The 20,979-nt window shown below is 65.0% G+C and carries 24 protein-coding genes and 1 tRNA gene; 20 read left to right on the top strand and 5 right to left on the bottom strand.

Going from position 1 to position 20,979, the window contains the following annotated elements; all coding sequences use genetic code 11:
- Nucleotides 1-61 precede the first annotated feature (61 nt).
- From AC4K8G_RS04960 to AC4K8G_RS04935, 6 genes are read left to right on the top strand one after another with little or no spacing between them, the layout of a single operon-like run.
- Nucleotides 62-1,798 carry a DUF885 domain-containing protein gene (locus AC4K8G_RS04960; protein WP_491733062.1) on the top strand — a complete coding sequence of 579 codons (1,737 nt, stop codon included), beginning with the start codon at nucleotides 62-64 and terminating at the stop codon, nucleotides 1,796-1,798.
- A gap of 38 nt (nucleotides 1,799-1,836) precedes the next feature.
- Entirely contained in the window at nucleotides 1,837-3,201 is a 1,365-nt protein-coding gene (radA, locus tag AC4K8G_RS04955) for a DNA repair protein RadA (protein WP_491733061.1), read from the top strand.
- 39 nt (nucleotides 3,202-3,240) lie between these two features.
- Nucleotides 3,241-3,765: a CvpA family protein gene (locus AC4K8G_RS04950; RefSeq protein WP_491733060.1), complete on the top strand. Its 525-nt coding sequence runs from the start codon at nucleotides 3,241-3,243 to the stop codon at nucleotides 3,763-3,765.
- The gene (gene cysS, locus AC4K8G_RS04945; protein ID WP_491733059.1) at nucleotides 3,762-5,072 is read left to right on the top strand and encodes a cysteine--tRNA ligase; all 1,311 of its coding nucleotides are present in this window, start codon (nucleotides 3,762-3,764) and stop codon (nucleotides 5,070-5,072) included. The genes AC4K8G_RS04950 and cysS overlap by 4 nt, the downstream gene beginning before the upstream one ends.
- A complete protein-coding gene (locus AC4K8G_RS04940; protein ID WP_491733058.1) occupies nucleotides 5,069-5,491 on the top strand; it encodes an iron-sulfur cluster assembly scaffold protein in 423 nt (140 codons plus the stop codon). The genes cysS and AC4K8G_RS04940 overlap by 4 nt, the downstream gene beginning before the upstream one ends.
- Nucleotides 5,488-7,290 (top strand): monovalent cation:proton antiporter-2 (CPA2) family protein, encoded by a 1,803-nt coding sequence (locus tag AC4K8G_RS04935; RefSeq protein WP_491733057.1) that lies wholly within the window; start codon nucleotides 5,488-5,490, stop codon nucleotides 7,288-7,290. Before AC4K8G_RS04940 ends, AC4K8G_RS04935 begins: the two co-directional genes overlap by 4 nt.
- A 1-nt stretch (nucleotide 7,291) precedes the next feature.
- Here AC4K8G_RS04935 and AC4K8G_RS04930 read toward each other — a convergent pair whose 3' ends face one another.
- Nucleotides 7,292-7,837 carry a shikimate kinase gene (locus tag AC4K8G_RS04930; RefSeq protein ID WP_491733056.1) on the bottom strand — a complete coding sequence of 182 codons (546 nt, stop codon included), beginning with the start codon at nucleotides 7,835-7,837 and terminating at the stop codon, nucleotides 7,292-7,294.
- Between the two features lie 46 nt (nucleotides 7,838-7,883).
- Here AC4K8G_RS04930 and AC4K8G_RS04925 point away from each other — a divergent pair, with 46 nt between their 5' ends.
- The 5 genes from AC4K8G_RS04925 to AC4K8G_RS04905 all read left to right on the top strand — a co-directional run bounded on the left by AC4K8G_RS04925 (nucleotide 7,884) and on the right by AC4K8G_RS04905 (nucleotide 13,172).
- Nucleotides 7,884-8,015, top strand: a complete 132-nt coding sequence (locus AC4K8G_RS04925) for a hypothetical protein (protein WP_491733055.1) — start codon at nucleotides 7,884-7,886, stop codon at nucleotides 8,013-8,015.
- A complete protein-coding gene (locus AC4K8G_RS04920; protein ID WP_491733054.1) occupies nucleotides 8,005-9,777 on the top strand; it encodes a hypothetical protein in 1,773 nt (590 codons plus the stop codon). Before AC4K8G_RS04925 ends, AC4K8G_RS04920 begins: the two co-directional genes overlap by 11 nt.
- A gap of 38 nt (nucleotides 9,778-9,815) precedes the next feature.
- Nucleotides 9,816-10,658 (top strand): tyrosine-type recombinase/integrase, encoded by an 843-nt coding sequence (locus AC4K8G_RS04915; protein WP_491734413.1) that lies wholly within the window; start codon nucleotides 9,816-9,818, stop codon nucleotides 10,656-10,658.
- A 35-nt stretch (nucleotides 10,659-10,693) separates the two neighbouring features.
- Nucleotides 10,694-11,638 carry an acetyl-CoA carboxylase carboxyltransferase subunit alpha gene (locus AC4K8G_RS04910; protein WP_491733053.1) on the top strand — a complete coding sequence of 315 codons (945 nt, stop codon included), beginning with the start codon at nucleotides 10,694-10,696 and terminating at the stop codon, nucleotides 11,636-11,638.
- A 79-nt stretch (nucleotides 11,639-11,717) separates the two neighbouring features.
- On the top strand, nucleotides 11,718-13,172 hold the full coding sequence (locus tag AC4K8G_RS04905; protein WP_491733052.1) for a M48 family metalloprotease: 1,455 nt from the start codon (nucleotides 11,718-11,720) through the stop codon (nucleotides 13,170-13,172).
- Here AC4K8G_RS04905 and AC4K8G_RS04900 read toward each other — a convergent pair whose 3' ends face one another.
- Nucleotides 13,173-13,364, bottom strand: a complete 192-nt coding sequence (locus AC4K8G_RS04900; protein ID WP_491733051.1) for a Flp family type IVb pilin — start codon at nucleotides 13,362-13,364, stop codon at nucleotides 13,173-13,175.
- Nucleotides 13,365-13,453: 89 nt separating this feature from the next.
- Nucleotides 13,454-14,293, bottom strand: coding sequence for a class I SAM-dependent methyltransferase (locus tag AC4K8G_RS04895; protein WP_491733050.1), 840 nt, complete (start codon nucleotides 14,291-14,293; stop codon nucleotides 13,454-13,456).
- On the opposite strand from AC4K8G_RS04895, the gene AC4K8G_RS04890 reads away from it, so the two are divergent.
- The 8 genes from AC4K8G_RS04890 (at nucleotide 14,283) to folE (ending at nucleotide 18,883) form a co-directional block, all read left to right on the top strand.
- Complete coding sequence (locus AC4K8G_RS04890) at nucleotides 14,283-15,017, top strand: ComF family protein (RefSeq protein ID WP_491734412.1); 735 nt, start codon at nucleotides 14,283-14,285, stop codon at nucleotides 15,015-15,017. The genes AC4K8G_RS04895 and AC4K8G_RS04890 overlap by 11 nt on opposite strands.
- A 39-nt stretch (nucleotides 15,018-15,056) precedes the next feature.
- Nucleotides 15,057-15,317 carry a glutaredoxin 3 gene (gene grxC / locus AC4K8G_RS04885; RefSeq protein WP_491733049.1) on the top strand — a complete coding sequence of 87 codons (261 nt, stop codon included), beginning with the start codon at nucleotides 15,057-15,059 and terminating at the stop codon, nucleotides 15,315-15,317.
- The gene (locus tag AC4K8G_RS04880; protein WP_491733048.1) at nucleotides 15,314-16,141 is read left to right on the top strand and encodes a carbon-nitrogen hydrolase family protein; all 828 of its coding nucleotides are present in this window, start codon (nucleotides 15,314-15,316) and stop codon (nucleotides 16,139-16,141) included. The genes grxC and AC4K8G_RS04880 overlap by 4 nt, the downstream gene beginning before the upstream one ends.
- Entirely contained in the window at nucleotides 16,138-16,539 is a 402-nt protein-coding gene (locus tag AC4K8G_RS04875; RefSeq protein ID WP_491733047.1) for a DUF1178 family protein, read from the top strand. Before AC4K8G_RS04880 ends, AC4K8G_RS04875 begins: the two co-directional genes overlap by 4 nt.
- 36 nt (nucleotides 16,540-16,575) lie before the next feature.
- Nucleotides 16,576-16,652 (top strand) — tRNA-Arg (locus tag AC4K8G_RS04870).
- A 20-nt stretch (nucleotides 16,653-16,672) separates the two neighbouring features.
- The gene (locus AC4K8G_RS04865; protein WP_491733046.1) at nucleotides 16,673-16,951 is read left to right on the top strand and encodes a DUF6356 family protein; all 279 of its coding nucleotides are present in this window, start codon (nucleotides 16,673-16,675) and stop codon (nucleotides 16,949-16,951) included.
- Nucleotides 16,941-18,260: an FAD/NAD(P)-binding protein gene (locus AC4K8G_RS04860; protein WP_491733045.1), complete on the top strand. Its 1,320-nt coding sequence runs from the start codon at nucleotides 16,941-16,943 to the stop codon at nucleotides 18,258-18,260. The genes AC4K8G_RS04865 and AC4K8G_RS04860 overlap by 11 nt, the downstream gene beginning before the upstream one ends.
- The gene (folE, locus tag AC4K8G_RS04855; RefSeq protein ID WP_491733044.1) at nucleotides 18,257-18,883 is read left to right on the top strand and encodes a GTP cyclohydrolase I FolE; all 627 of its coding nucleotides are present in this window, start codon (nucleotides 18,257-18,259) and stop codon (nucleotides 18,881-18,883) included. Before AC4K8G_RS04860 ends, folE begins: the two co-directional genes overlap by 4 nt.
- Nucleotide 18,884: 1 nt before the next feature.
- Here folE and AC4K8G_RS04850 read toward each other — a convergent pair whose 3' ends face one another.
- The gene (locus AC4K8G_RS04850; protein WP_491733043.1) at nucleotides 18,885-19,607 is read right to left on the bottom strand and encodes a sterol desaturase family protein; all 723 of its coding nucleotides are present in this window, start codon (nucleotides 19,605-19,607) and stop codon (nucleotides 18,885-18,887) included.
- A gap of 144 nt (nucleotides 19,608-19,751) precedes the next feature.
- Between AC4K8G_RS04850 and AC4K8G_RS04845 the strand changes: the two genes are divergently transcribed.
- Nucleotides 19,752-20,417 carry a TetR/AcrR family transcriptional regulator gene (locus AC4K8G_RS04845; RefSeq protein ID WP_491733042.1) on the top strand — a complete coding sequence of 222 codons (666 nt, stop codon included), beginning with the start codon at nucleotides 19,752-19,754 and terminating at the stop codon, nucleotides 20,415-20,417.
- A gap of 81 nt (nucleotides 20,418-20,498) precedes the next feature.
- Here AC4K8G_RS04845 and AC4K8G_RS04840 read toward each other — a convergent pair whose 3' ends face one another.
- The gene (locus AC4K8G_RS04840; RefSeq protein WP_491733041.1) at nucleotides 20,499-20,957 is read right to left on the bottom strand and encodes a ferritin-like domain-containing protein; all 459 of its coding nucleotides are present in this window, start codon (nucleotides 20,955-20,957) and stop codon (nucleotides 20,499-20,501) included.
- Between the last annotated feature and the right edge of the window lie 22 nt (nucleotides 20,958-20,979).

The following is a 20,979-nucleotide window of genomic DNA, read 5'->3' as shown; positions in this document are numbered from 1 at the left end:
CCTTGCCGCTACCCTACTGGGCTTCTACGCCCCGACCGTTCCGGAGGAGGAGGAGAGACCTATGCGCCCACTTTTGATTGCGTCGGCAATGGCCATTGCGCTGGCGACTGCTGGCTGCCGTGCTTCAAACGCGCCCGAAGGTGGCACCGCCCAATCTTCGGCGCAAACGGGCGACTGGGCAGGGTTCGTCAACAATTTCATCGAAGCGACCTTCAAGGCGGACCCGGGCTTCGCGGTTCAGCAAGGACGGCATGAGTTTGATGGTCAGATCGTCGATTTCTCTCCGGCCGGAACCACTGCAGAAGTGGATCGCCTGAAGAAAGCAATCACGGACGCGCAGGGCTTCACCGACGACAAGCTGACTCCGGAACAGCGCTATCAGCGGGATTATCTTGTCGCGGTTGCGAAGGGACGGCTGTTCTGGATCGATCCGACCGGGGCCGATCAGCGCCATCACAATCCGGCGTCCTATCTCGGTGCGCTCGATCCGTCGGTTTATGTGACTGTCCCCTATGCGTCGAAGGATGTGCGGCTGAAGGCGTACATCAAGTTCCTGCAGAACGTGCCGCGCACGGTGGAACAGATGCGGGGCAATATCCAGACGCCAATGGCGACCAGCTTTGTCGATTATTCGAAGTCGGCGTTTGGCGGATTCGCCGAATATTATCCGGGCGACGGCATGGCTGCCTGGAAGGGCGTCGGGAGTTCGCAAGACCAACAGGCGCTGAAGGCCGCGACTGATAACGCGGTCAAGGCGATGCAGGACACGGTTGCCTGGGTTGAAAGCCAGCGCGCCGCGTCCAAGCCAAATTTCGCTCTCGGCAAGGACAAGTTCCAGCGGATGCTCGCCGATACGGAGATGGTGACCACGCCGGTTGAGCAGCTCGAGCAGATCGGCCGTGCGGACCTGGCGGCCAACCAGAAACTTCTCGGCGACGCCTGCGGCCGCTACGCGCCGGGGCAGAGCTTGCAAGCATGCATGGAGAAGATGTCGGCCAACAAGCCGCAGGGCGGTGCAGTCGCCGGCGCCCGTGCGCAGCTCGCGGGCCTGAAACAATTCATCATCGACCACGACATCGTGACGATCCCGGGGCCGGAGGAAGCGAAGGTCGAGGAAGCGCCTCCCTACCAGCGGCAGAACTTCGCCTACATCAACATCCCGGGACCGTATGAGAAGAACCTGCCGTCGGTCTATTATATCGCCCCGGCGGACCCGAGCTGGCCCAAGGCCGAGCAGGACGCGTTTGTGCCGGGCCAGGCCGACCTGTTGTTCACCTCGGTCCACGAAGTGTGGCCCGGCCACTTCCTCAACTTCCTCCACGCCAACCGGTCGAAGGACATCTTCGGGCGGATCTTCGTCGGTTACGCCTTCGCGGAAGGGTGGGCTCACTACACCGAAGAGATGATGCGGGTCGAAGGAGTCGGTGGAGGCACCGACGAAACCCTGATCGGGCAGCTGTCAAACGCACTTCTGCGCGATTGCCGTTTCCTGTCCGCGATCGGGATGCACACCGGCTCGATGACCCAGGCGCAGAGCTACGACCTGTTCGTCAACCAATGCTACCAGGACGCGGGCAACGCCCGACAGCAGTCCGCGCGCGGCACTTATGACCCAGCCTATCTCAATTACACGATGGGCAAGCTCATGATCCGCAAGCTGCGCGACGACTGGGCCGCGAGCCGCGGCGGTCAGAAGGCGTGGAAGGCGTTCCACGACCAATTCCTGAGCTATGGCGGGCCGCCGATCCCACTGGTCCGGCAGCAGATGATGGGCGGCAAGGCCGAAGCGGTTTTTTAGCGCTTTTCGTTCCGCCTTTGTTCTTGTAGGCTGGCGGCATGGCGAAACCAAAGTCGCGCTATGTCTGCCAGGCCTGCGGGTCGGTCCAGCACCGCTGGCAGGGGCAATGTCCTGACTGCGCGGACTGGAATACACTCGTTCAGGAATCCGCGGAAATCTCCAGTATTTTCGCGGCCAAGCATAATTTGCAAGGCGGCGGGCGAGTTATCCCCTTGGTCGGCCTTGAGACGCCGGCGGCTCTTCCGGCGCGTCTGCCGAGCGGCCTTGCGGAATTCGACCGGGCGATCGGCGGCGGGATCGTCGCCGGCTCGGCGATGCTCGTCGGCGGGGATCCCGGCATCGGCAAGTCGACCTTGTTGCTCCAGGTGGCGGCGCGGCTCGCGAATGAGGGCAAGAGCGTTATCTATGTGTCGGGTGAGGAGTCGGCCGAGCAGGTGCGGCTGCGCGCGGTTCGGCTCGGGCTCGGCGGAGCGCCCGTGCGCCTGGCCGCCGCGACCTCGGTCCGCGACATTCTGACGACGGTTGGTAACGAGGCGCCGGCGCTGCTGATCATCGATTCGATCCAGACGATGCACAGCGACCTGATCGAGGGCGCGCCGGGCACCGTCAGCCAGGTCCGCGCCTCGGCGCAGGAGCTGGTTCGCTTCGCCAAGGAGCATGGGACGGCCGTGGTGCTGGTCGGCCATGTCACCAAGGACGGCACGATCGCCGGCCCGCGCGTGCTCGAGCATATGGTCGACACGGTGCTGAGCTTCGAAGGCGAGCGCAGCCACCAGTATCGCATCCTGCGCGCGATGAAGAACCGCTTCGGCGGCACCGACGAGATCGGCGTGTTCGCGATGGAGGGCGCCGGGCTGACCGAGGTGCCCAACCCGTCGGCGTTGTTCCTCACGCATCGCGGTGAGCCGGTAAGCGGCACTAGCGTGTTCCCGGCGATCGAGGGTTCGCGCCCTGTGCTGGTCGAGATCCAGGCGCTGGTGGTCCGGCTTGCAACCGGCGCGACTCCGCGAAGAGCAGCGGTGGGCTGGGACAGCGGGCGGCTGGCGATGATCCTGGCGGTGCTCGAAGCGCGCTGCGGGATCAGCTTTTCGACCGCGGAAGTGTATTTGAATGTGGCCGGCGGATACCGTTTGAGCGACCCTGCCGCCGATATGGCCGTCGCCGCGGCGCTCGTCTCAGCGCTCTCTGAGCGACCGGTGCCTAGCGAATGCGTTGTGCTCGGCGAGATCGCGCTGTCGGGCGAGATCCGTCCCGTCGCCCATGCCGGCCTGAGGCTCAAGGAATCAGCTAAGCTCGGCTTCGAGTGCGGCTGGGTGCCCAAAGGCATCAAGGGCGCCGAAGGGCTCCGGACCGCTGAATTCGCCAACCTTCGCCAGCTCGTCGACCAGATCCTCGGCCGTTAGGGCTGGCGAAGCGCTGGCGAGGCCGCTAGCCGAACGCTTGTGACCGCGCTCGACGTCTTCGTATTCTTGCTCCTGATCGGCGGCGGCGCCGTAGGCTTCGTGCGGGGGTTCGTGCACGAAGTCATATCGCTGTCCGCCTGGATTGTGGGGATCGCGATGCTGAAGCTGTTCCACGGCCAGCTGTGGACGGGTCTCATGAACAGCTTCGGCTGGGGCTCGGCGACGGCCGCCGTGCTCGCCTTCGCTATCCTGTTCGTGCCGAGCTTCGTCGGCGTGAAGCTGCTCGCTCGCCAGATCGGCGGGCGGACGCGCCGCTCGCCCGTGCTAGGCCCGTTCGACCGCGTGCTTGGCGGCGGCTTCGGGGCGTTGAAGGGCCTGCTCGGAGCGACCTTGTTCTTCCTTCTCGCCAACCTCGCGACCGATATGGTCTACGGCCCGCAGGCCGACCGGCCGGAGTGGATGACTCGCTCGCGCACCTACCCGCTGCTCAACGCCAGCGGCCGCGCGATCGTCGACTGGGTCGAGGCCCGGCGGCTGCACGTCAACAAGGTCGGCGAGGAATGATCCGGCTCCACGACACCATGACGCGGGAGAAGCGCGAGTTTGCGCCCGCCGATCCTGAGCGCATCACCATGTATGTGTGCGGCCCCACGGTCTACGGCCGAGCCCACATCGGCAATGCCCGCCCGGCGGTCGTGTTCGATACGCTAGCTCGGCTCATCCGCCACGAATTTGGCGGGAAGAGCCTGGTCTATGCGCGCAATGTCACCGACGTGGACGACAAGATCATCGCCTCCGCCGCAGCCGAGGGTATCGACCCGTCGGTGATCACCGAGCGGTTCGAGCGCTTCTATCTTGAGGACATGGGCGCGCTCGGTGTCCAGCCGCCCGACATCGCGCCGCATGCGACGGAGGAAATCGCAGCCATGGTCGCGATGATCGAGCGGCTGATCGGCTTGGGCCACGCCTATGAGGCTGAAGGCCATGTGCTCTTCGCGGTCGGTTCGTGGGACGATTATGGCGAGCTTTCTCGGCGGGACCGTGACGCGATGATCGCCGGCGCCCGCGTCGAGATCGCGCCCTACAAGCGCGACCCCGCCGACTTCGTGCTGTGGAAGCCGAGCGCGGACGATGTGGTCGGCTGGGACAGTCCGTGGGGCAGGGGCCGCCCGGGCTGGCACGTCGAATGCTCGGCAATGATCGCCAACCATCTGGGCGAGACGATCGACATCCACGGCGGCGGATTGGACCTCATCTTTCCGCACCATGAGAATGAAATCGCGCAGAGTCGCTGCGCGCATGCCGGGGCGCCGCTCGCGCGCTTCTGGGTGCACAATGGCTTTGTCGACATGGGCTCGGAGAAGATGTCGAAGAGCCTCGGCAATATCATTACCCCGAACGAGCTGCTGGCGCAGGGCCACAAGGGCGAGACGCTGCGGGTCGCGTTGCTGTCGGCGCATTACCGCCAGCCGCTGAGCTGGACCGAGGAAGTGATCGCGCAGGCCAAGACGAATCTCGACCGCTTGTACCGAACCGGGGCCGATGCCGAGCCCGGAGAGGTGGACGCGGGCGTGGTCGAAGCCTTGTCCGACGACCTCAATACGCCGCTGGCGCTGAGCCGGCTGATGGCGCTCGACGATCCGGCAACCGTAAAGGCGAGCGCCGCGCTGCTAGGCCTGCTGCAGGGGTCGGCCGAGCACTGGTTCCAGGGCGGCGAAGGCGGCGAGGATATCGAAGCCCGCATCACCCAGCGCGCCGAAGCCAAGAAAAACCGCGACTTCGCTGCCGCCGACCGGATTCGTGATGAGCTCAAGGCCGAGGGCATCGTCTTGGAGGACGGACCCGGCGGGACTACGTGGCGGCGGGAATGAGCGCCCCGGCCTACACCACCGAAATCCTGCGCCTCGCGGCCTCGCTGAGTGATCCGCGCGAGCTCCAGCGGGAGGATGGGAAGGCCGAGCTTCGTTCCCCGACCTGCGGCAGCCGCGTCGCAATCGCGGTTCAGCTGGACGACGAGCGCCGGGTCGAGCTCATCTCGCAACAGGTCCATACCTGCGCGTTTGGCCAGGCCTCGGCAGCTCTGGTCGAGCGCCACGCAATCGGCCGCACGCATGCCGAAGTGTCCGACGCGCTGATCGCGCTCAGCCGCTGGCTGGCCAGCGAGCAGGACGAAACTGGCGCCTGGCCGGGGCTTGACGCGCTCGAGCCAGCGCGGGTGCGCAAGGGCCGCCACGGCGCGATTCTGCTTCCGTTCAGGGCATTGCTGGCGGCGATCGAGACTGCTGGATGACAACCAGTCCCGCCGAGACCGCGCAAGCGACCACCGCGATCCTTGAAAGCGGCGCGATCATGCTCGGCGCGGCCCTGGTCTTCGTGACGCTTTTCCGCCGCCTCAAGCTCGGCGCGACCCTTGGCTATATCGTCGCGGGCGCCCTCATCGGTCCCGAGATACTGGGGCTAATCAAGGACCCCCAGCAGCTCACCAGCGTCACCGAAATCGGGATCGCGCTGCTGCTGTTCATCGTCGGCCTCGAGCTTCAGCCGAGCAGACTGTGGCGCCTGCGCAAGGACATCTTCGGCCTCGGCTTTGCCCAGGTCGCATTGTGCGGGCTCGCGATCAGCCTGTTCGTCCAGCTCGTGCTCGACGTTTCGTGGGAGGCGTCGCTGGCGATCGGCTTGCCCCTTGCTCTGTCCTCGACCGCGCAGGTGCTGCCACAGCTTCGCTCGGACAATGAACTGAACACGCCGCAGGGCGAGCGGGCATTCTCGGTCCTGCTGTTCCAGGACCTGTCGATCATCCCGCTGATTACCATCATCGGCGCGATGGCGCGGGTGCCCCCCGACCCGGGCGCGCCAAGCGGCCTCATGCTCGCGCTCTACACTGTGCTCGCGATCATCGGCCTCGTCCTCGCCGGTCGCCTGATCCTCAATCCCTTGTTCCGGCTGATCGGCCGGTTTCGCGAGCGCGAGCTGTTCGTCGTGGCGGGCCTGTTCACCGTCGTCGGCGCGGCAGCGGTCATGCACATGCTCCACTTGTCCGTTGCCCTCGGCGCATTCGTCGCCGGCGTGGTGCTCGCGGAATCCCCCTATCGGCATGAGCTGGAAGCGGACGTCGAGCCGTTCCGTTCGATTCTGCTCGGCCTGTTTTTCCTGTCAGTCGGCATGCTGCTCGACCTCAGCGTCATCGCCGCGAACCCGCTGACCGTGATCGGGCTGGCGCTCGGCGTCATTAGCATCAAGGCGTTGCTGATCAGCGGGCTCAGCCGCACCTTTGGATGCTCCTGGCCGTTGGCCGCGAGGCTCGGCCTGCTACTGAGCCAGGCTGGTGAGTTCGGCTTCGTTCTGTTCGGCCTGGCGACCTCGGCCTTGCTGATCACGCCCGAAGCCGCATCGCTGTTCGGTGCAGTAGTGACCCTGTCGATGGCGACCACCCCGTTCCTGATGCGCTTCATCGATTTCCTGGAGCGCCGCGAGGTCAGCCATCGTGACGATCTTGACGGACCGGAAAAGTCGCCGGAGACCAGCGCGATCGTCGTCGGTTACGGCCGCTTCGGCCAGACTGTCGCGCAGATGATGCAGGCCAAGGGCATCGGCGTGACGATGATCGACAAAAAGCCGGCGATGATCGAGACCGCCGAAGAGTTCGGGACGAAGGTTTACTACGGCGATGGCCTGCGGATCGACTTGCTGCGCACCGCCGGAGCCGACACGGCCAAGGTCATCGCTTTCTGCAACGACAATGAGGGTGGCGAGCTCAGCCGAAGCGCGGTGCAGGCAGTGCTCGACGCGTTCCCGCAGGCCGCGGTGATGGTGCGCGCCTTCGACCGACGCCACATGATCGAGCTCGACGGGCTCGACATAGACTTCGCCGAGCGCGAATTGTTCGAGGGCGCGGTGGCGATGGGGCGCGCGGCCCTTCGGGCGAGCGGCATCGCCCGGGAAGAGATTGAGCGCGTCGACCGAGAGTATCGGATGCGCGATTGTGAACGGCTCGAGCGACAAACGGCCACCGGCGATCTTCATGCGGGGCTTGGCCTGTCGTTTGGCGCGGATCGAGCGCTTCCTGACGAGAAGACTTCGCCCGCCTAAGCTATTGCGGCGGTGACACGTGGTTTTCGAGGCCGCGCAAGATTGCGCTGACGACGCCATCATGCCCGCCCACTCCGCTCTTCACGTGGATATGCGCTTCGGCATACGCGTCCCGTTCGAGCTTCGCGAGCTTCTCGAGGGTCGCCTTTGGATCGCCGTTCTTGAGGAGGGGGCGCGTGTCGCGCCGGGCGGTACGCTCAGCGAGGACGTCGACCGGGGCGTCAAGCCAGACGGTGATCGCTTGCTCCTTTAGGAGCGTCCGCGTGCGCGGGTCGACGAACACCCCGCCACCCGTGGCGATCACTCGCACCTGACCGTCGATGAGTCGCGCGACGAGCCGTCGCTCGCCATCGCGATAATCTTCCTCGCCATAGCGTTCGAACAACTCGCCCCAGGGCAAGCCGACCGCTTCCTCGATTTCGGAATCGCTATCGACGAAGGGCAAGCCAAGGCGTTTGGCCAGGCGGCGCCCAACCGTGGACTTGCCGACGCCCATCAATCCGACCAGCACGATCGGCCGGTCGAGGTGCTTGCCCCATTCAATCACAACAAGGGCTATACAGCGGCTTTCCGTCTCGGCAAAAGCGCCTCCCATGCCAAAAATCGTCGTTCTCGTGATCGTGCTGGTCCTCCTTGTCGGGGCGCTCTTCTTCCTGTCGACCCTGGCCAAGGAGCAGCCGACCCGAACCATCGAAACCAGCGTCGCGCAGGGTAATGCGCATTAAGCCCTGGCTGATCGCATCGGCGGCGGCAGCGGCGATCGCCCTGCCGGCGCTTGCCCAGCAGGCCGCACAACCTCAACCGCAGCCTGCGACGCCGCCTGCCAACCAATATCCAGGCGGCGGCATCGGCGCGCAGTCGCCCGCCGCAGTCCAGCCTGCTCCGTCGTCCGGAGGCGGGGACGAGAGCGCTATCGAGGTCGTCAATCAGGCCAATTTGATGCCGGTCCAGCCTGCGCCAGCCATCGAATATCCGGGCTGGGCGCGCCGCGACCCGTGGACGGTCGGCGTGCTCGATCCGGCCCGCGAGGGTCTCGGCAGTGCGCCTTGGGGCAACGCCAATGGCGCGTTTCTGTCGACACTCATGCGGCGCATGGACACGCCGCTCGCCTCGCGCTGGGCGCATATCGCTTTACGCGACGCATTGCTTGCGAAGGATCATGCGCCGAGCGGCGTCAATCCGGTGGATTGGGTCGCCGAGCGCGCTTGGTTGCTGCTGCGAATGGGTGAGGCCGATGCCGCGCGAATGCTGGTCGCCGGCGTCGACACCGACCGCTTCACGCCCAAGATGACGCAGGTCGCGGTGCAGAGCGCGCTTGCCAGCGCCGACCCGCCTGCTTTGTGTCCGATCCAGGACGGCATCCGGAAATATGACGGCCGCGTGCGCGCGCTCGTCCAGGCAATGTGCTCCTCGCTCGCCGGAGAGCCTGAGTCGGCATCGTCCCAGATTGACGATGCACGGCGCTTTGGCCGCATCGGCGGGATCGATCTTGCGCTGGCGCAGAAAGTCGTCGGCGCAGGAGCGGATACCGGCCAGGCCGCGACGATCGAATGGGATCCGGTCGACAATCTGACTTCGTGGCGGTTCGGGCTGGCTACGGCGACCGGTATGGTCCCGCCTGACCGGTTGATGAAAGCCGCGTCGCCGCAGTTGCGGGCATTCCAGGCGCGGGCGCCGTTGCTCACCGCGCAGCAAAGACTCGATTCTGCCTTCGTTGCGCTCGGCCTCGGCGTCTTTTCCTCTCAGACGATGGTCGACCTCTATTCGTCGATCTACGACTCCACCGACCCGGGCGACCTCCCTTCAACTGACGCGTGGCAGCTGCGCCAGGCGTTCGTCGCGAAGGACCAGGACGCGCGGCTGGACGCGATCCGCAAGCTGCTCGCGACCGGCAAGGATGGCTATCGGAAGGAAGCGGCGCGGGCAGCAGTCGCACGCGCGGCAACGCTGATCGAGCCCAACGCGGACCTCCAGAAGGATGCGCCCGACCTCATCTCGGCGATGCTGGCGGCGGGATACGACCGGGCAGCGGCGCGATGGGAACGCGCCTGCGCGCGAATGGACGACGAGCCCGCCGACCGCTGCTGGGCGATGCTGGCGCTGGCGACTCCGGGCAATGTCGATGTCTCGGCAGGCCGGATCCAGGCATTCATCCGGCGCGACCAGAGCAAGGACAAGATGCGGAGCGCGCTGCTGGTGGCGGGCCTGGCCGGGCTCGGCAGGATCAGCACTGACGCAGCGAACTCGATCAACCGCCGCTACGGGCTGGGGCTTGGACGCATCACGAGTTGGACCAAGATGATCGACAGCGCGGCAGGGCGCGGGCAGGCGGCAACCGTGCTCCTGCTGACCGGGACGGGCTTCCAGACGGCGACGTTTGATCAGCTACCCTCTGCGCACATGTACCATGCGATCTCCGGCCTGAAGCGGACCGGGCAGGACTTCTCCGCCCGGATGATCGCCGCGGAAGCCCTGTCACGCACGTGAGTCCGGACGACCAAGCCCTGGTCGACCGCTTCCTCGACATGCTGGCGGCCGAGGCAGGGGCGTCGAAACACACGCTAGCCGCCTATCGCAACGACCTTGAGCGGGCGTCCGAGAGCGTGGGGCCGTTGGGTAGCGCCTCGGCGGACGATCTGGCGCGGCTCGGGACGGACTGGGCGAGTCTCGCGCCGTCAACGGTCGCGCGGCGATCGGCGGCGTTGCGGCGGTTCTTCGGCTTCCTGGTGGACGATGGCTTGCGAAATGATGATCCGTCGGCGGCGCTACCGCGTCCGAGGTTCGAGCGTCCCCTGCCGCGAATCCTCGACGAGACCGACATTCAGCGGATGTTCGAGGCTGCCGAGGATAGGGCCTCGAGCGACGAAGCAGCCGCCGTGCGCAACCTTGCGCTGCTCGAATTGCTTTACGGGTCGGGGCTAAGGGCGAGTGAGCTGGTCAGCCTGCCGCGCGGCGCGATCCGCGCGGGGCAGCCATTCGTCATGGTCCGAGGGAAGGGCGACAAGGAAAGGCTCGTGCCAATTTCGACCCGTGCCGACGCGGCGGTTCGCGCCTGGATCGAGCATGTCCCGAGCGATTCCCTTTGGCTGTTCCCGAGCGGAAAAAAGCATTTGAGCCGCGTCCGGCTGTTCCAGATCGTACGGACAATGGCCGCGGACGGCGGGATCGCGCCCGAGCGGGTCAGTCCGCATGTCCTCCGCCATGCCTTCGCCACACATCTGCTGTCGGGGGGTGCAGACCTTCGCGTGCTCCAGTCGCTTCTCGGTCATGCCGACATCGCGACGACGCAGATTTACACCCATGTCGACAGCGCCCGGCTCGTCGAATTGGTCAATGCTCGCCATCCGCTGGCGACCCGGGATCGTTGACGCGGTAGCGACCGCGCCTTACCCGCCGCCGCCAGATGTTGACGTACCTCGACTTTGAAAAGCCGATCGCCGAGCTTGAGACTCGAGTGGCCGAGCTCAAGGAAACCGCGAACAGTTCCGACGATATCGATATCGAGGCCGAGCTCGCGCGTCTCGAGGCCAAGTCGTCCAAGTTGCTCAAGGACACTTATTCGAAGCTGACGCCGTGGCAGAAGGCGCAGGTCGCCCGGCATCCCGACCGGCCGCATTTCAAGGATTACCTTGGTGGCATCGCGGACGACTTCGTACCGCTGGCCGGAGATCGGGCATTCGCCGACGACCCCGCCATCATCGGTGGTTTCGGCCGGATCGACGGTAGGCGGGTCATGCTGATCGGGCACGAGAAGGGCGACGACACCGCCAGCCGCCTCAAGCATAATTTCGGCATGGCCAAGCCCGAGGGCTATCGCAAAGCCATTCGCCTGATGCAGCTGGCCGACCGGTTCGGTATCCCTGTCGTAACCCTGGTCGACACGCCGGGCGCTTTCCCGGGCGTGCAGGCCGAGGAACGTGGGCAGGCTGAAGCCATCGCCAGGTCCACCGAGGAATGCCTCAATCTCAAGGTCCCGATCGTTGCGGTTATCGTAGGCGAGGGCGGATCGGGCGGCGCGGTCGCGATTGCGTCCGCCAACCGGGTGCTGATGTTCGAACATGCGGTCTATTCGGTCATTTCGCCGGAAGGCTGCGCCTCGATTCTGTGGCGCACGGCGGACAAGGCTGCCGAGGCAGCCGAGGCGATGAAGATCACCGCGGCGGACCTTCAGGCGCTTGGCGTTGTCGATCGGATCGTTACCGAGCCGGTGGGTGGTGCGCACCGTGACCCCGAAGCGGCGATCGGCGCGCTCAAGGGCGCGATCATTGAGGAGCTGGACGGCTTCGGAAAGCTCAGCCCCAACAAGCTTCGCGAGCAACGTCGGGCCAAGTTCCTCGCCATCGGCTGACCAAGGCAGGAACCGCCACCAGTCATTTTCCGTTCAAATTCACGCCGCTTAATTAGGCGAACGAACGGAAGAGGTGTTGATGCGTAGGTCCATGCTCTTGCTCGCCACGGCGGCGATCGCGATGACTCCGGTCGCGGCCCAGCAGCGGCTCCGCTATCTCAATCCGCAGGATGTGACCGATGCCCAGCGCGAGCATGCGGCGGTCGTCCAGGAGCTGGGCGGCGCGGAAACCGGCCCGCGCGCACAATATGTCGAATCGATTGGACGGCGCGTCGGCGCTTATTCGGGCATCGCCCAGCCCGGTCAGGCGCTTCACTTCACGACCCTCAATTCTGCGGTCGAGAATGCTTTCTCGGTCCCCGGCGGCTACGTTTACGTCACCCGCCAGTTGATGAGCCTGATGGACGACGAGTCGGAGCTTGCCTTCGCGCTTGGCCACGAAGTCGGCCACATCGCGGCGAATCACGCTCATGCTCGGGAGGCCTATGCGCGCCGCAGTCCGCTCGGCGTGTTCGGCCAGATCGTCGGCGCGATCCTGGGCCCCGGAGTCATGAGCAACATGCTCCAGAACCGGGCCAAGCTGGATACGCTCAGCTTCTCGCGCGAGCAGGAGTATCAGGCCGACACGCTCGGCATGCGCTACATGATCTCGGCGGGCTACGACCCGGCAGGAGCTTCGGGCATCCTCGCTGCACTCGGCCGCAATACGGCGCTCCAGGCGCGCGTCGAAGGGCGCACCAACCGGCAGACGCCGGAATGGGCGAGCACGCACCCGTACATTCAGAATCGCCTCCAGCGCGCTATGCAAGAGGCGCGGGCGACGGGCCGTCTCGGTACCGGCGTGCGCAATCGCAACCTGTTCCTGGGTGAGCTCGAAGGAATGTTCGTTGACGACGATCCCGCGCAAGGCGTGATCGAGGGCGCGACCTTTACCCACCCCGACCTGCGCATCCAGTTCACTGTGCCGCAGGGCTACCTCATGTCCAATGGCGCCACCGCAGTCACGATCTCAGGCTCGGCCGGCAAGGCCCAGTTCGGCGGCGGCCAGTTCAATGGCTCGCTCGACCAATATATCCTGCGCGTCTACCAGGAGCTCACCCGCGGACAAACCCAGTTCCCCGTGCCGCAGCCTCAGCGCATCAGCATCAATGGCATGCCCGCAGCTGTGACAACCGCGCGCGTCAACACAAGGTCGGGCACGGTCGATGCGAGCGTCGTCGCCTATCAGTGGGACGCCACCCGCATCTATCATTTCGTCATGCTCACGCCTGGCGGATCGGGGGTCGGGCCTTTCGCTCCGATGGTGAACTCACTGCGCCGGATCAGCGCCGAACAGGCGTCCGCAATTCGTCCGCGAGTCATCCACGTCGTGACCGTTGGGCCGGGCGACACAGTTCAGTCGCTGGCTGCCCGGATGGCCTATCGAGATTTCAAGCTGGACCGGTTCCTGTCGCTCAATGGCCTTTCAGCCAATAGCGCGCTGACCCCCGGGCAGAAGGTCAAATTGGTCGTGCTGGGGACGCGACGCGCCTGATCAGGGGACCACGCAGCCGCACTCGACAGTTGCCTGAAGCTTGCCCCACATCCCGCTGGCGCTTCCGCCAAGCATGGAAAGGCCGCCCAACATCGCAACGATGATGAGCGAAGCAATTAGCCCGTATTCAATAGCGGTAGCTCCACGCTGGTCGGCGCCGAGCATGCGCAAGGTCTTGCGGATAGCGATCACGCCACCCTCCTCTGGTCCACGTCCACGTGCCCGGTTTATCCGTTATGGGGTTAACAACTGTTACCGCGGTTACAGTTAACGGAAGCGCATTATTCCGCCGACGCCCACGCAGCGAAATGAATGATTTCAAAGGTTTCCACGGTCCGATCGCCGTTACCGGCGGTAATAAATGCTTGATCGGCCGCGGCGCGCGCTGATTTGCCGACGGCATGGCGCGCACGCTCGGCGAGAATATTCGTGGCCCCCATCGCTCTGAGGTCCGCAACCAGCGAGCCCAGGTTGGGATAGGAAACCTGCACTCGGTCAACGTCGATCACGGCCTTCGCGAAACCGGCGTTATCGAGCAACGGCGCCACCATGGACGGTTCAATTCGGGGGTGAACGTGTGGGGCGGCTGCACCTATGACCCCATCTGCCGCGCGCATTGCCGCCCGGAGCTGGGGAAGCGTATCGCCGCCTGACATCGCGCCGATCAGGAGCCCATCCGGGCGTGTCGCGGCGCGGAGGATGCGAAGCGCGAGTGGTAGGTTATTGACCGTATCGAGGGTCCCGACCGCAAGGATAAGGTCGTAGGCCGTCGCGTCGGGCGCCCAAGCATCTTCAATGATGGTGGTGCCGCCGGCGCTGGCGGCAAATTGAGGTCCGGGATCCACGACATCGACGTGCGTCGCCGGCACGCGATCAGGCCACGACGGATCGGGGCAGCCTAGCAACAAGGCGCGCTCGAACCGCCGTTCGATAAGCGCGATGCGTTCCAGACAGTCCTCGAATGCGCGCCCGAGCAGGAACAACTCAGCGCCGCGCCTCCCGGCCCGGTCGCGTCGCATTGCTCTCAGGCTCATGTCGAACAGGTCGGGCCGCGCTTGGGAAGACATCGAGATGCTTGTGCGATGGTCGTCGCCAAGCGACAAGGTGGCCATGCTGGTCACGGCGTTGCGCACGGCCGCGCATTGGGCCCTCGATTTCGCGCTTCCGCCGCGCTGCGCCGGATGTGGAACGATCGTCGGAGAGGTCCACAGCTTCTGCCCCGATTGCTGGAAGCAGATCGACTTCCTCGGCGATTCCGGCTGCTCGACGTGCGGAATTCCGCTTCAGTCGACCGAAATAACGACTTGTGGTGCTTGCCTGGCGCAGCCGCCCCCGATCGCTCGCACGCGCGCCGCGGTCGCTTATGACGACCTTTCGCGGGGCCTCGCCATCCGGCTGAAATATGGGCGCAAGGTTGCGATCGCGCGGACCATGGCGCGCTACATGGCGCCCTTGGTTGAGGCCTCTGGCCAGCCCATCCTCGTTCCCGTTCCGCTCCATCGCTTCCGGCTGTGGCAGCGCGGCTTCAACCAGTCGGCACTGGTCGCGCGCGAGATGGCGCGCCGCCTCAGCCTGTCGAGTGACCCGTTCCTGATCCGCCGGACCAAGCGGACAGCGCCGCTCAAGGGCATGAGTGCGGCCCAGCGCCGCAAGACAGTCGCAGGCGCATTCCGAGTGCCGGATGCTCAATCGGTGGAGGGCCGGCACGTCATTCTGATCGACGATGTGCTCACCACCGGAAGCACCGCGGAGGCTTGCGCGCGCGCTCTCAAACGGGCGGGCGCAGCCAGAATCGAGCTGATCAGTTGGGCACGCGTGGTGAAACCTTCCCAATTGATGCGTTGAGGATTGTGCCTAAATTGTCGGTGGGAAAGGAGTGCTTGGGTGCCGGTCGTTGAAATCTATACCAAGACCTTCTGCCCTTATTGCTGGCGCGCCAAGGAGCTGCTGGCCAGCAAGGGACTCGATTATCACGAGGTCGCGGTCGATTTCGGGGGAGAAGCCAAGCAGCTGATGATCGAACGCGCCAATGGCCGCACCACGGTCCCGCAGATCTTCATCAAGGACCATCACGTGGGCGGTTGCGATGACCTGTTCGCGCTTGAACGGGCCGGAAAGCTCGACGAACTGATCAGCAAGTCATGACTCGGATCGCTCTTTTTCAGTCGACTGCCGGCATCGATCCCGAAGAGAACGCACGGTCGCTAACACAAGCAATTCGTGAGGCTGCTTTGGGGGGAGCGGAAATCCTGTTCACGCCGGAAATGTCCGGTCTGCTCGACCGCGACCAGCAACGCGCGCGCAAGAATCTGCGCAGCGAAGACGAAGACCTGGTCCTGGCGGCGTGCCGCGATGCTGCGCGTGAGCACAGCATCTGGCTTCACTTGGGCTCGCTCGCGATCCTAACTGAGGACGACAAGGTCGCCAATCGCGGCTTCGTCATCGACCGTGAAGGCAGGATCCGCGCCCGATACGACAAGATCCATCTGTTCGACGTCGACCTCCCGACCGGCGAGAGCTGGCGCGAATCCAACACTTACGCGCCCGGGAAGGGCGTTGTCCTGGTCAACGGAACACCGGTGGGGAAAATCGGGCTCACCATTTGCTACGACCTCCGCTTTCCCGGGCTGTTCGCGCGATTGGCCGAGGCGGACGCGGACCTGATCTCGGTCCCGGCGGCGTTCACCGTGCCGACCGGCAAGGCGCATTGGCACGTGCTGTTGCGCGCGCGCGCGATCGAGGCGGGGCTATTCGTCGTCGCGGCGGCGCAGGTCGGCCGCCACGAAGACGGCCGCCAGACCTTCGGCCATTCGCTGGTCATCGACCCGTGGGGCGAGCTGCTGCTCGACATGGGCGAGCAGGGTGGCGTTGGTTTCGCCGACGTCGATCTTGCGCGGATTTCCGAGGTGCGTTCGCGCATCCCCGCGCTCAGTCACCGGCGGCCGATCCCCGAAGCGGTGACGAATTGATCGTTTTCGACCTTCAATGCGCCGATGACGGCGAGAGGTTCGAAGCTTGGTTCAGGTCGGGCTCGGACTATGAGGCGCAGCGCGAGCAGCAGCTGGTCGAATGCCCCTATTGCCGCTCGACGAACGTGGCCAAGGCGCCGATGGCGCCGCATCTCCCCGCGAAGGGATCGACAAACCCGGTCGCCCGGTTGGCGGCGGTGCAGGCGGAGATGCTCAAGGACTCGCGATGGGTTGGCGACGAGTTCACCGATACCGCGCGGGCAATGCACAGTGGCGACGTCCCTTCTGAGCAGGTCCACGGCAATGCGACACTGGAGCAGGCTAAGAGCCTGGTTGAGGACGGGATTCCAGTCGCCTCGCTGCCGCTTCCGGTCGTTCCGCCCAGCCAGGTCAATTGATCGCTTGGCTCGCAGCCCCTATTCGTAGGCGCGGCCGACCCCGTAGCTCAGCAGGATAGAGCATCAGATTCCTAATCTGAGGGCCACAGGTTCGAATCCTGTCGGGGTCGCCAACGAGATTGAGAGCGAGGACATGGCAGCGAACCAGGTTGAGAACAAAAGCGGCGTTGTTGATCGCCTGTTCCTCGAACATCCGCGCTCGCTCGGCATCAGCTGGGCGAAGCACGCGGGCGGCGCGGTCAGGATCGGCTTTCAGCTCATAGGCGCCGGATTCGCCGCGCTGGTGCACGCGATGGTTCCCGGATGGTGCACCGACACTGCGGGCCGCAGGGTAACCGAGACCTACCATTACATCCAGAAGATCAGGGCGGGGTCGTCCAGCCCGGAGAATTGGTCGGACTATGACATCTGACCGGCGTGTGCCGGTGGCGATTATCGGCGGTGGTTTTTCCGGGACGATCCTTGCGGCCCAGCTCGCGCGGCGCGGCATCGCGTCGCTTCTGATCGACGGTAGCGGCCGGATGGGCCGCGGGGTCGCTTACTCGACCAGCGAGCCAGCGCATCTGCTCAATGTCCGCGCCGAGGGCATGAGTGCCTGGAGCGGCGAACCCGACCATTTCGCAAAGCGGTTCGAAGACGAGGGCGGGGACAAGCGCGGCTTCGCCCAGCGGCGGCAGTTTGGCCAATATGTCGGCGACATTCTCGATGAAGCCGTCTTGAGCGGCAAAACCGAGCTGCTTCATCAATCCGCGGTTCGCGCGAGCCGCAATGGCGATGGCTGGCGGGTCGAACTCGACAGCGGGGAGACCGTCGAAGCGGATGCGCTGGCGCTCGCGGTCGGCAACCAGGAGCCGGAACCGCTGAGCGCCTTCGGAAGCGCCGGGACAAGGTTCATCCGCAATCCCTGGGGCGCGGATGCGCGCGCGGCCGTAAGCGAATTGGTTGAAAGCGGGGGAACGGCCCTGCTCGTCGGTACGGGCCTGACAATGGTCGATCTCGTCCTCTCGCTTGAGGCCGCGGGTCATCGCGGCAAGATCATCGCGCTTTCGCGGCGCGGCCTGATCCCGCGCAGCCACGCCGATTTCGACCCTGCGCCGATTGAGCGTGAGGCGTTGCCGGAAGGCGACTTGCTCGGCCAGTGGCGCTGGCTACGCAGGCGCAGCGGCGAGGTGGGCTGGCGCGCCGCGATCGACAGCCTGCGACCCCACACGCAGGCGTTATGGCAGGGGCTCGACGGCGAGACCCAGCGTCGCTTCTTGCGCCATGCGCGTCCTTGGTGGGACGTGCACCGCCACCGTATCGCGCCCGACGTCGGGCGGATGCTCGCGCAACTGATCGGCGAGGGGCGGCTGGAGATCGTCGCCGGGCGGATCATCTCCGCGCACGACACTGGTGATGCGCTGGAAGTGAGTTATCGCCGGCGGGCCGCGAGCCAGCCGACGACGGCCGAGGTTGCTTTCGCTTTCAACTGCACCGGTCCGCTTCATTCGATCGCGCGCACGCGCGACCCCCTGCTCCGGAGCTTGTTCGATTCCGGCCAGATCCGCCCCGACCACCTCGGGATTGGGCTGGACGTCGATGATCATTCGCGGGCCACTGAACGCGCCTGGGCGTTGGGGCCGCTGACCAAGGGCCGCTATTGGGAGATCATTGCGGTCCCCGACATTCGGGAGCAAGCGGCGGCCGTGGCGGACGACATAGAGCAGGAGCTTGGCCGATGAGCCCTCCATTCGAGCATGGCGAACCTGAGGACGGCGACCTCGTCGAGTCCGCGCCTGACTGCGAAATTCCGGCGGACGTGAGCGAGGCCATCCGCACGCTCATCCGCTGGGCCGGGGACGACCCGGCGCGCGAAGGACTGCTCGACACCCCGCGCCGCGTCGCGCGCGCGTGGAAGGAATATGCGCGGGGCTATGAGGAAGACCCCTCCCACCACCTTAGCCGCACCTTCGAGGAGGTTGGCGGCTATGACGAGATCGTGCTGCTCAAGGACATACCGTTCCAGTCGCATTGCGAGCACCACATGGCGCCGATCATCGGCAAGGCAGCGATCGCTTATTTGCCGAGCAACCGCGTGGTCGGGATCAGCAAGCTCGCCCGTGTGCTCCACGGCTTCGCGCGACGCCTGCAGGTGCAGGAGCGCCTGACTGCACAGGTCGCGGACGCGATCTGGGAGCATCTCCAACCGAAGGGCGTCGCCGTGGTGATCGAGGCGAGCCATGCCTGCATGACCGCGCGCGGCGTGGGCACGCCGGGCGTGATGATGACCACCAGCCGGATGATGGGCACGTTCCGTGAAGATGAGCGCAGCCGCCGCGAAGTGCTGGCCCTGATGGGCTACTAGCTCAGGCGATCAGCTTGCCAATCAGAAGGGGCGCGACCTTCTTCGATCCACCTTCGTAGAAGCCGACTTCGCCATCGAATGTCTTGGGGTTGTGAAACGTCCCGAAGAGGATGTCCCACAGCGGGAGGTCGGAATAATTGCGGGCGTGCACCCCGCGCTCGTGGTGGCAGGAGTGGCTTTCCGGCCGCTGGATAATGTAGCCCATCCAATGGGGCGTGTGGACGTTCAGATGCTGGAACATTCCATAGAAGGTCGCGATCACGTTGATGACGATGGCCGCGTCCGCGCTCACGCCGAAGCCCAGCACCAGCGCCAGGCTTCCGAGGAATGCCCAGCCGATGGAATCGAACGGATGGAAATAGAGCGCGCCCCAGATGTCCACGCGCTCCGGGCTATGATGCATCTGGTGGAACCAGCGCCACAGGAAGGTGACGTTGTGCATCGTCCGGTGCCAGGCATAGATGCCGAGCTCCAGTACCAGGAACCCACCGAGAATCTGTGCCCACAGCGGAAGAGTGTCGGCCGCGAACAGCCGATGCTCGCCGAGCCAACCGTCCCAAAACAGCGGCGCATAAGTAGCGACAGCGAAGTAGAGCAAAGTGAACGCGGCGCCCTGTAGCCGCCACCGCACGATCGGCGGGAAGTCGCGGCCGTGCAGGACGATCTCGAGTAGCGTGAAGCCGGCAAACATGCCGAGCGCGATATAGTGGTACAGGCCGATCATTCTTTCCCCCTTGAGGATGCGGCGCTGCAAATAGAGGGCGTACCATAGCAGCTCTAGCGAACGCGCGGTCGGTTTTCGCGAAGCTTGGGATTTCTCCTGACTTTCGTGTAGCTTGCGCCGATCGCCGATGGGGGTCGAAGCGCGATGGTCGACAAGCTGATCGAGAAAACTGGACCTGCGGTACAGTTGTCGTCCGCGCCCAGGACAAAGGGTGAGCGGACTCGCGAGCGAATCCTCAACATTGCTTACGATGCGATCGTCCAGAAGGGGTTTGCGGCGACTTCAGTCGAGGAGCTGGTCGAGGCCGCGGGCATCACCAAGAGCGGCTTTTTCTACCATTTCAGTGACAAGAACGACATGGCGCGGCAGCTGTTCGAGCGCTTCCTCGCTGAGGATGAGGCGATCATCGACACGCTCGAGCATCGCGCCCGGGAGCTCAGCGACGACCCGCTCCAGAGCCTGCTGATCTTCCTCAACCTATACGCGCAGATGATGGACGACATGGAAGCGCTCCATCCCGGCTGCATGGTTGCGACGGTGACTTACCAGGAGCGGTTGTTCGATGCCCGGATGAAGCAGATGAACGTCGATTATCTCGAGGGCATGCGGGCGCGGTTTCGCGCCTGGTTCGAAGGCATCTCGGAACGGTACCCGCCGCGCTCGGATGTCGACCTCGATGCCTTGTCCGACCATCTGACGATCATCGTCGAGGGTGCGATCATCTATGCGAAAGCGCTCCAGGACCGGGCGCTGATGGGCAAGCAAACGCGGCTGTTTCGCAATCACGTGAAGCTGCTGTTCGGCGCTTGACGCAGACAGCAATCGGGGCGGTCCTGCTGGCCTGAGAACCGCCCCGTGCCCCACCCCGATCTGTCGAGGTGGTGAGTCTCGTTAGGCCGAAGCCTCCATGCCGTGCTTCAGCTGGCTCATCTGGTCGTGGCCTTCGCGGACCGACTGATAGGCTTGCTCTACCGCCGCGCGGCATTCGCCGCTCAGCGTGTCGCCGTTCAGCGCAGTTTCGAACTTCTCCTTGAGATAATCCTCGCCGCGCTCGACCTCGTTGATGATGGCCTTCTCGTCGCGGCCGGTGATCGCGGCTTTGAGGTCGAGGAAGCGCTGATGGGTCTTGCCCATGAACGAGCCGTCGTCCTCTGGATTGCCGCCGAGGCGGGTGACTTCGCCGCGGAGCTGTTCGACAACGCGCTGGCGCTCGCTCGCCCGGTCACGGAACATCTCCTGGAAACGGCCGGATTCGCTGTTCGCAGCCGCGTCCTCATAACCGGTGATGCTGTCGATGGTCGTGGCGATCAGCGTGTTGAGCGTGCTGATCTGGGTTGAATGTTCCGTCATGCGATTACTCCCGCAAATGTTG

The organism is Sphingomonas sp. SP3, from assembly GCF_058514305.1.
Note: the sequence above shows the minus strand (reverse complement) of the source record. Positions and strands in the feature narration are given on the sequence as shown.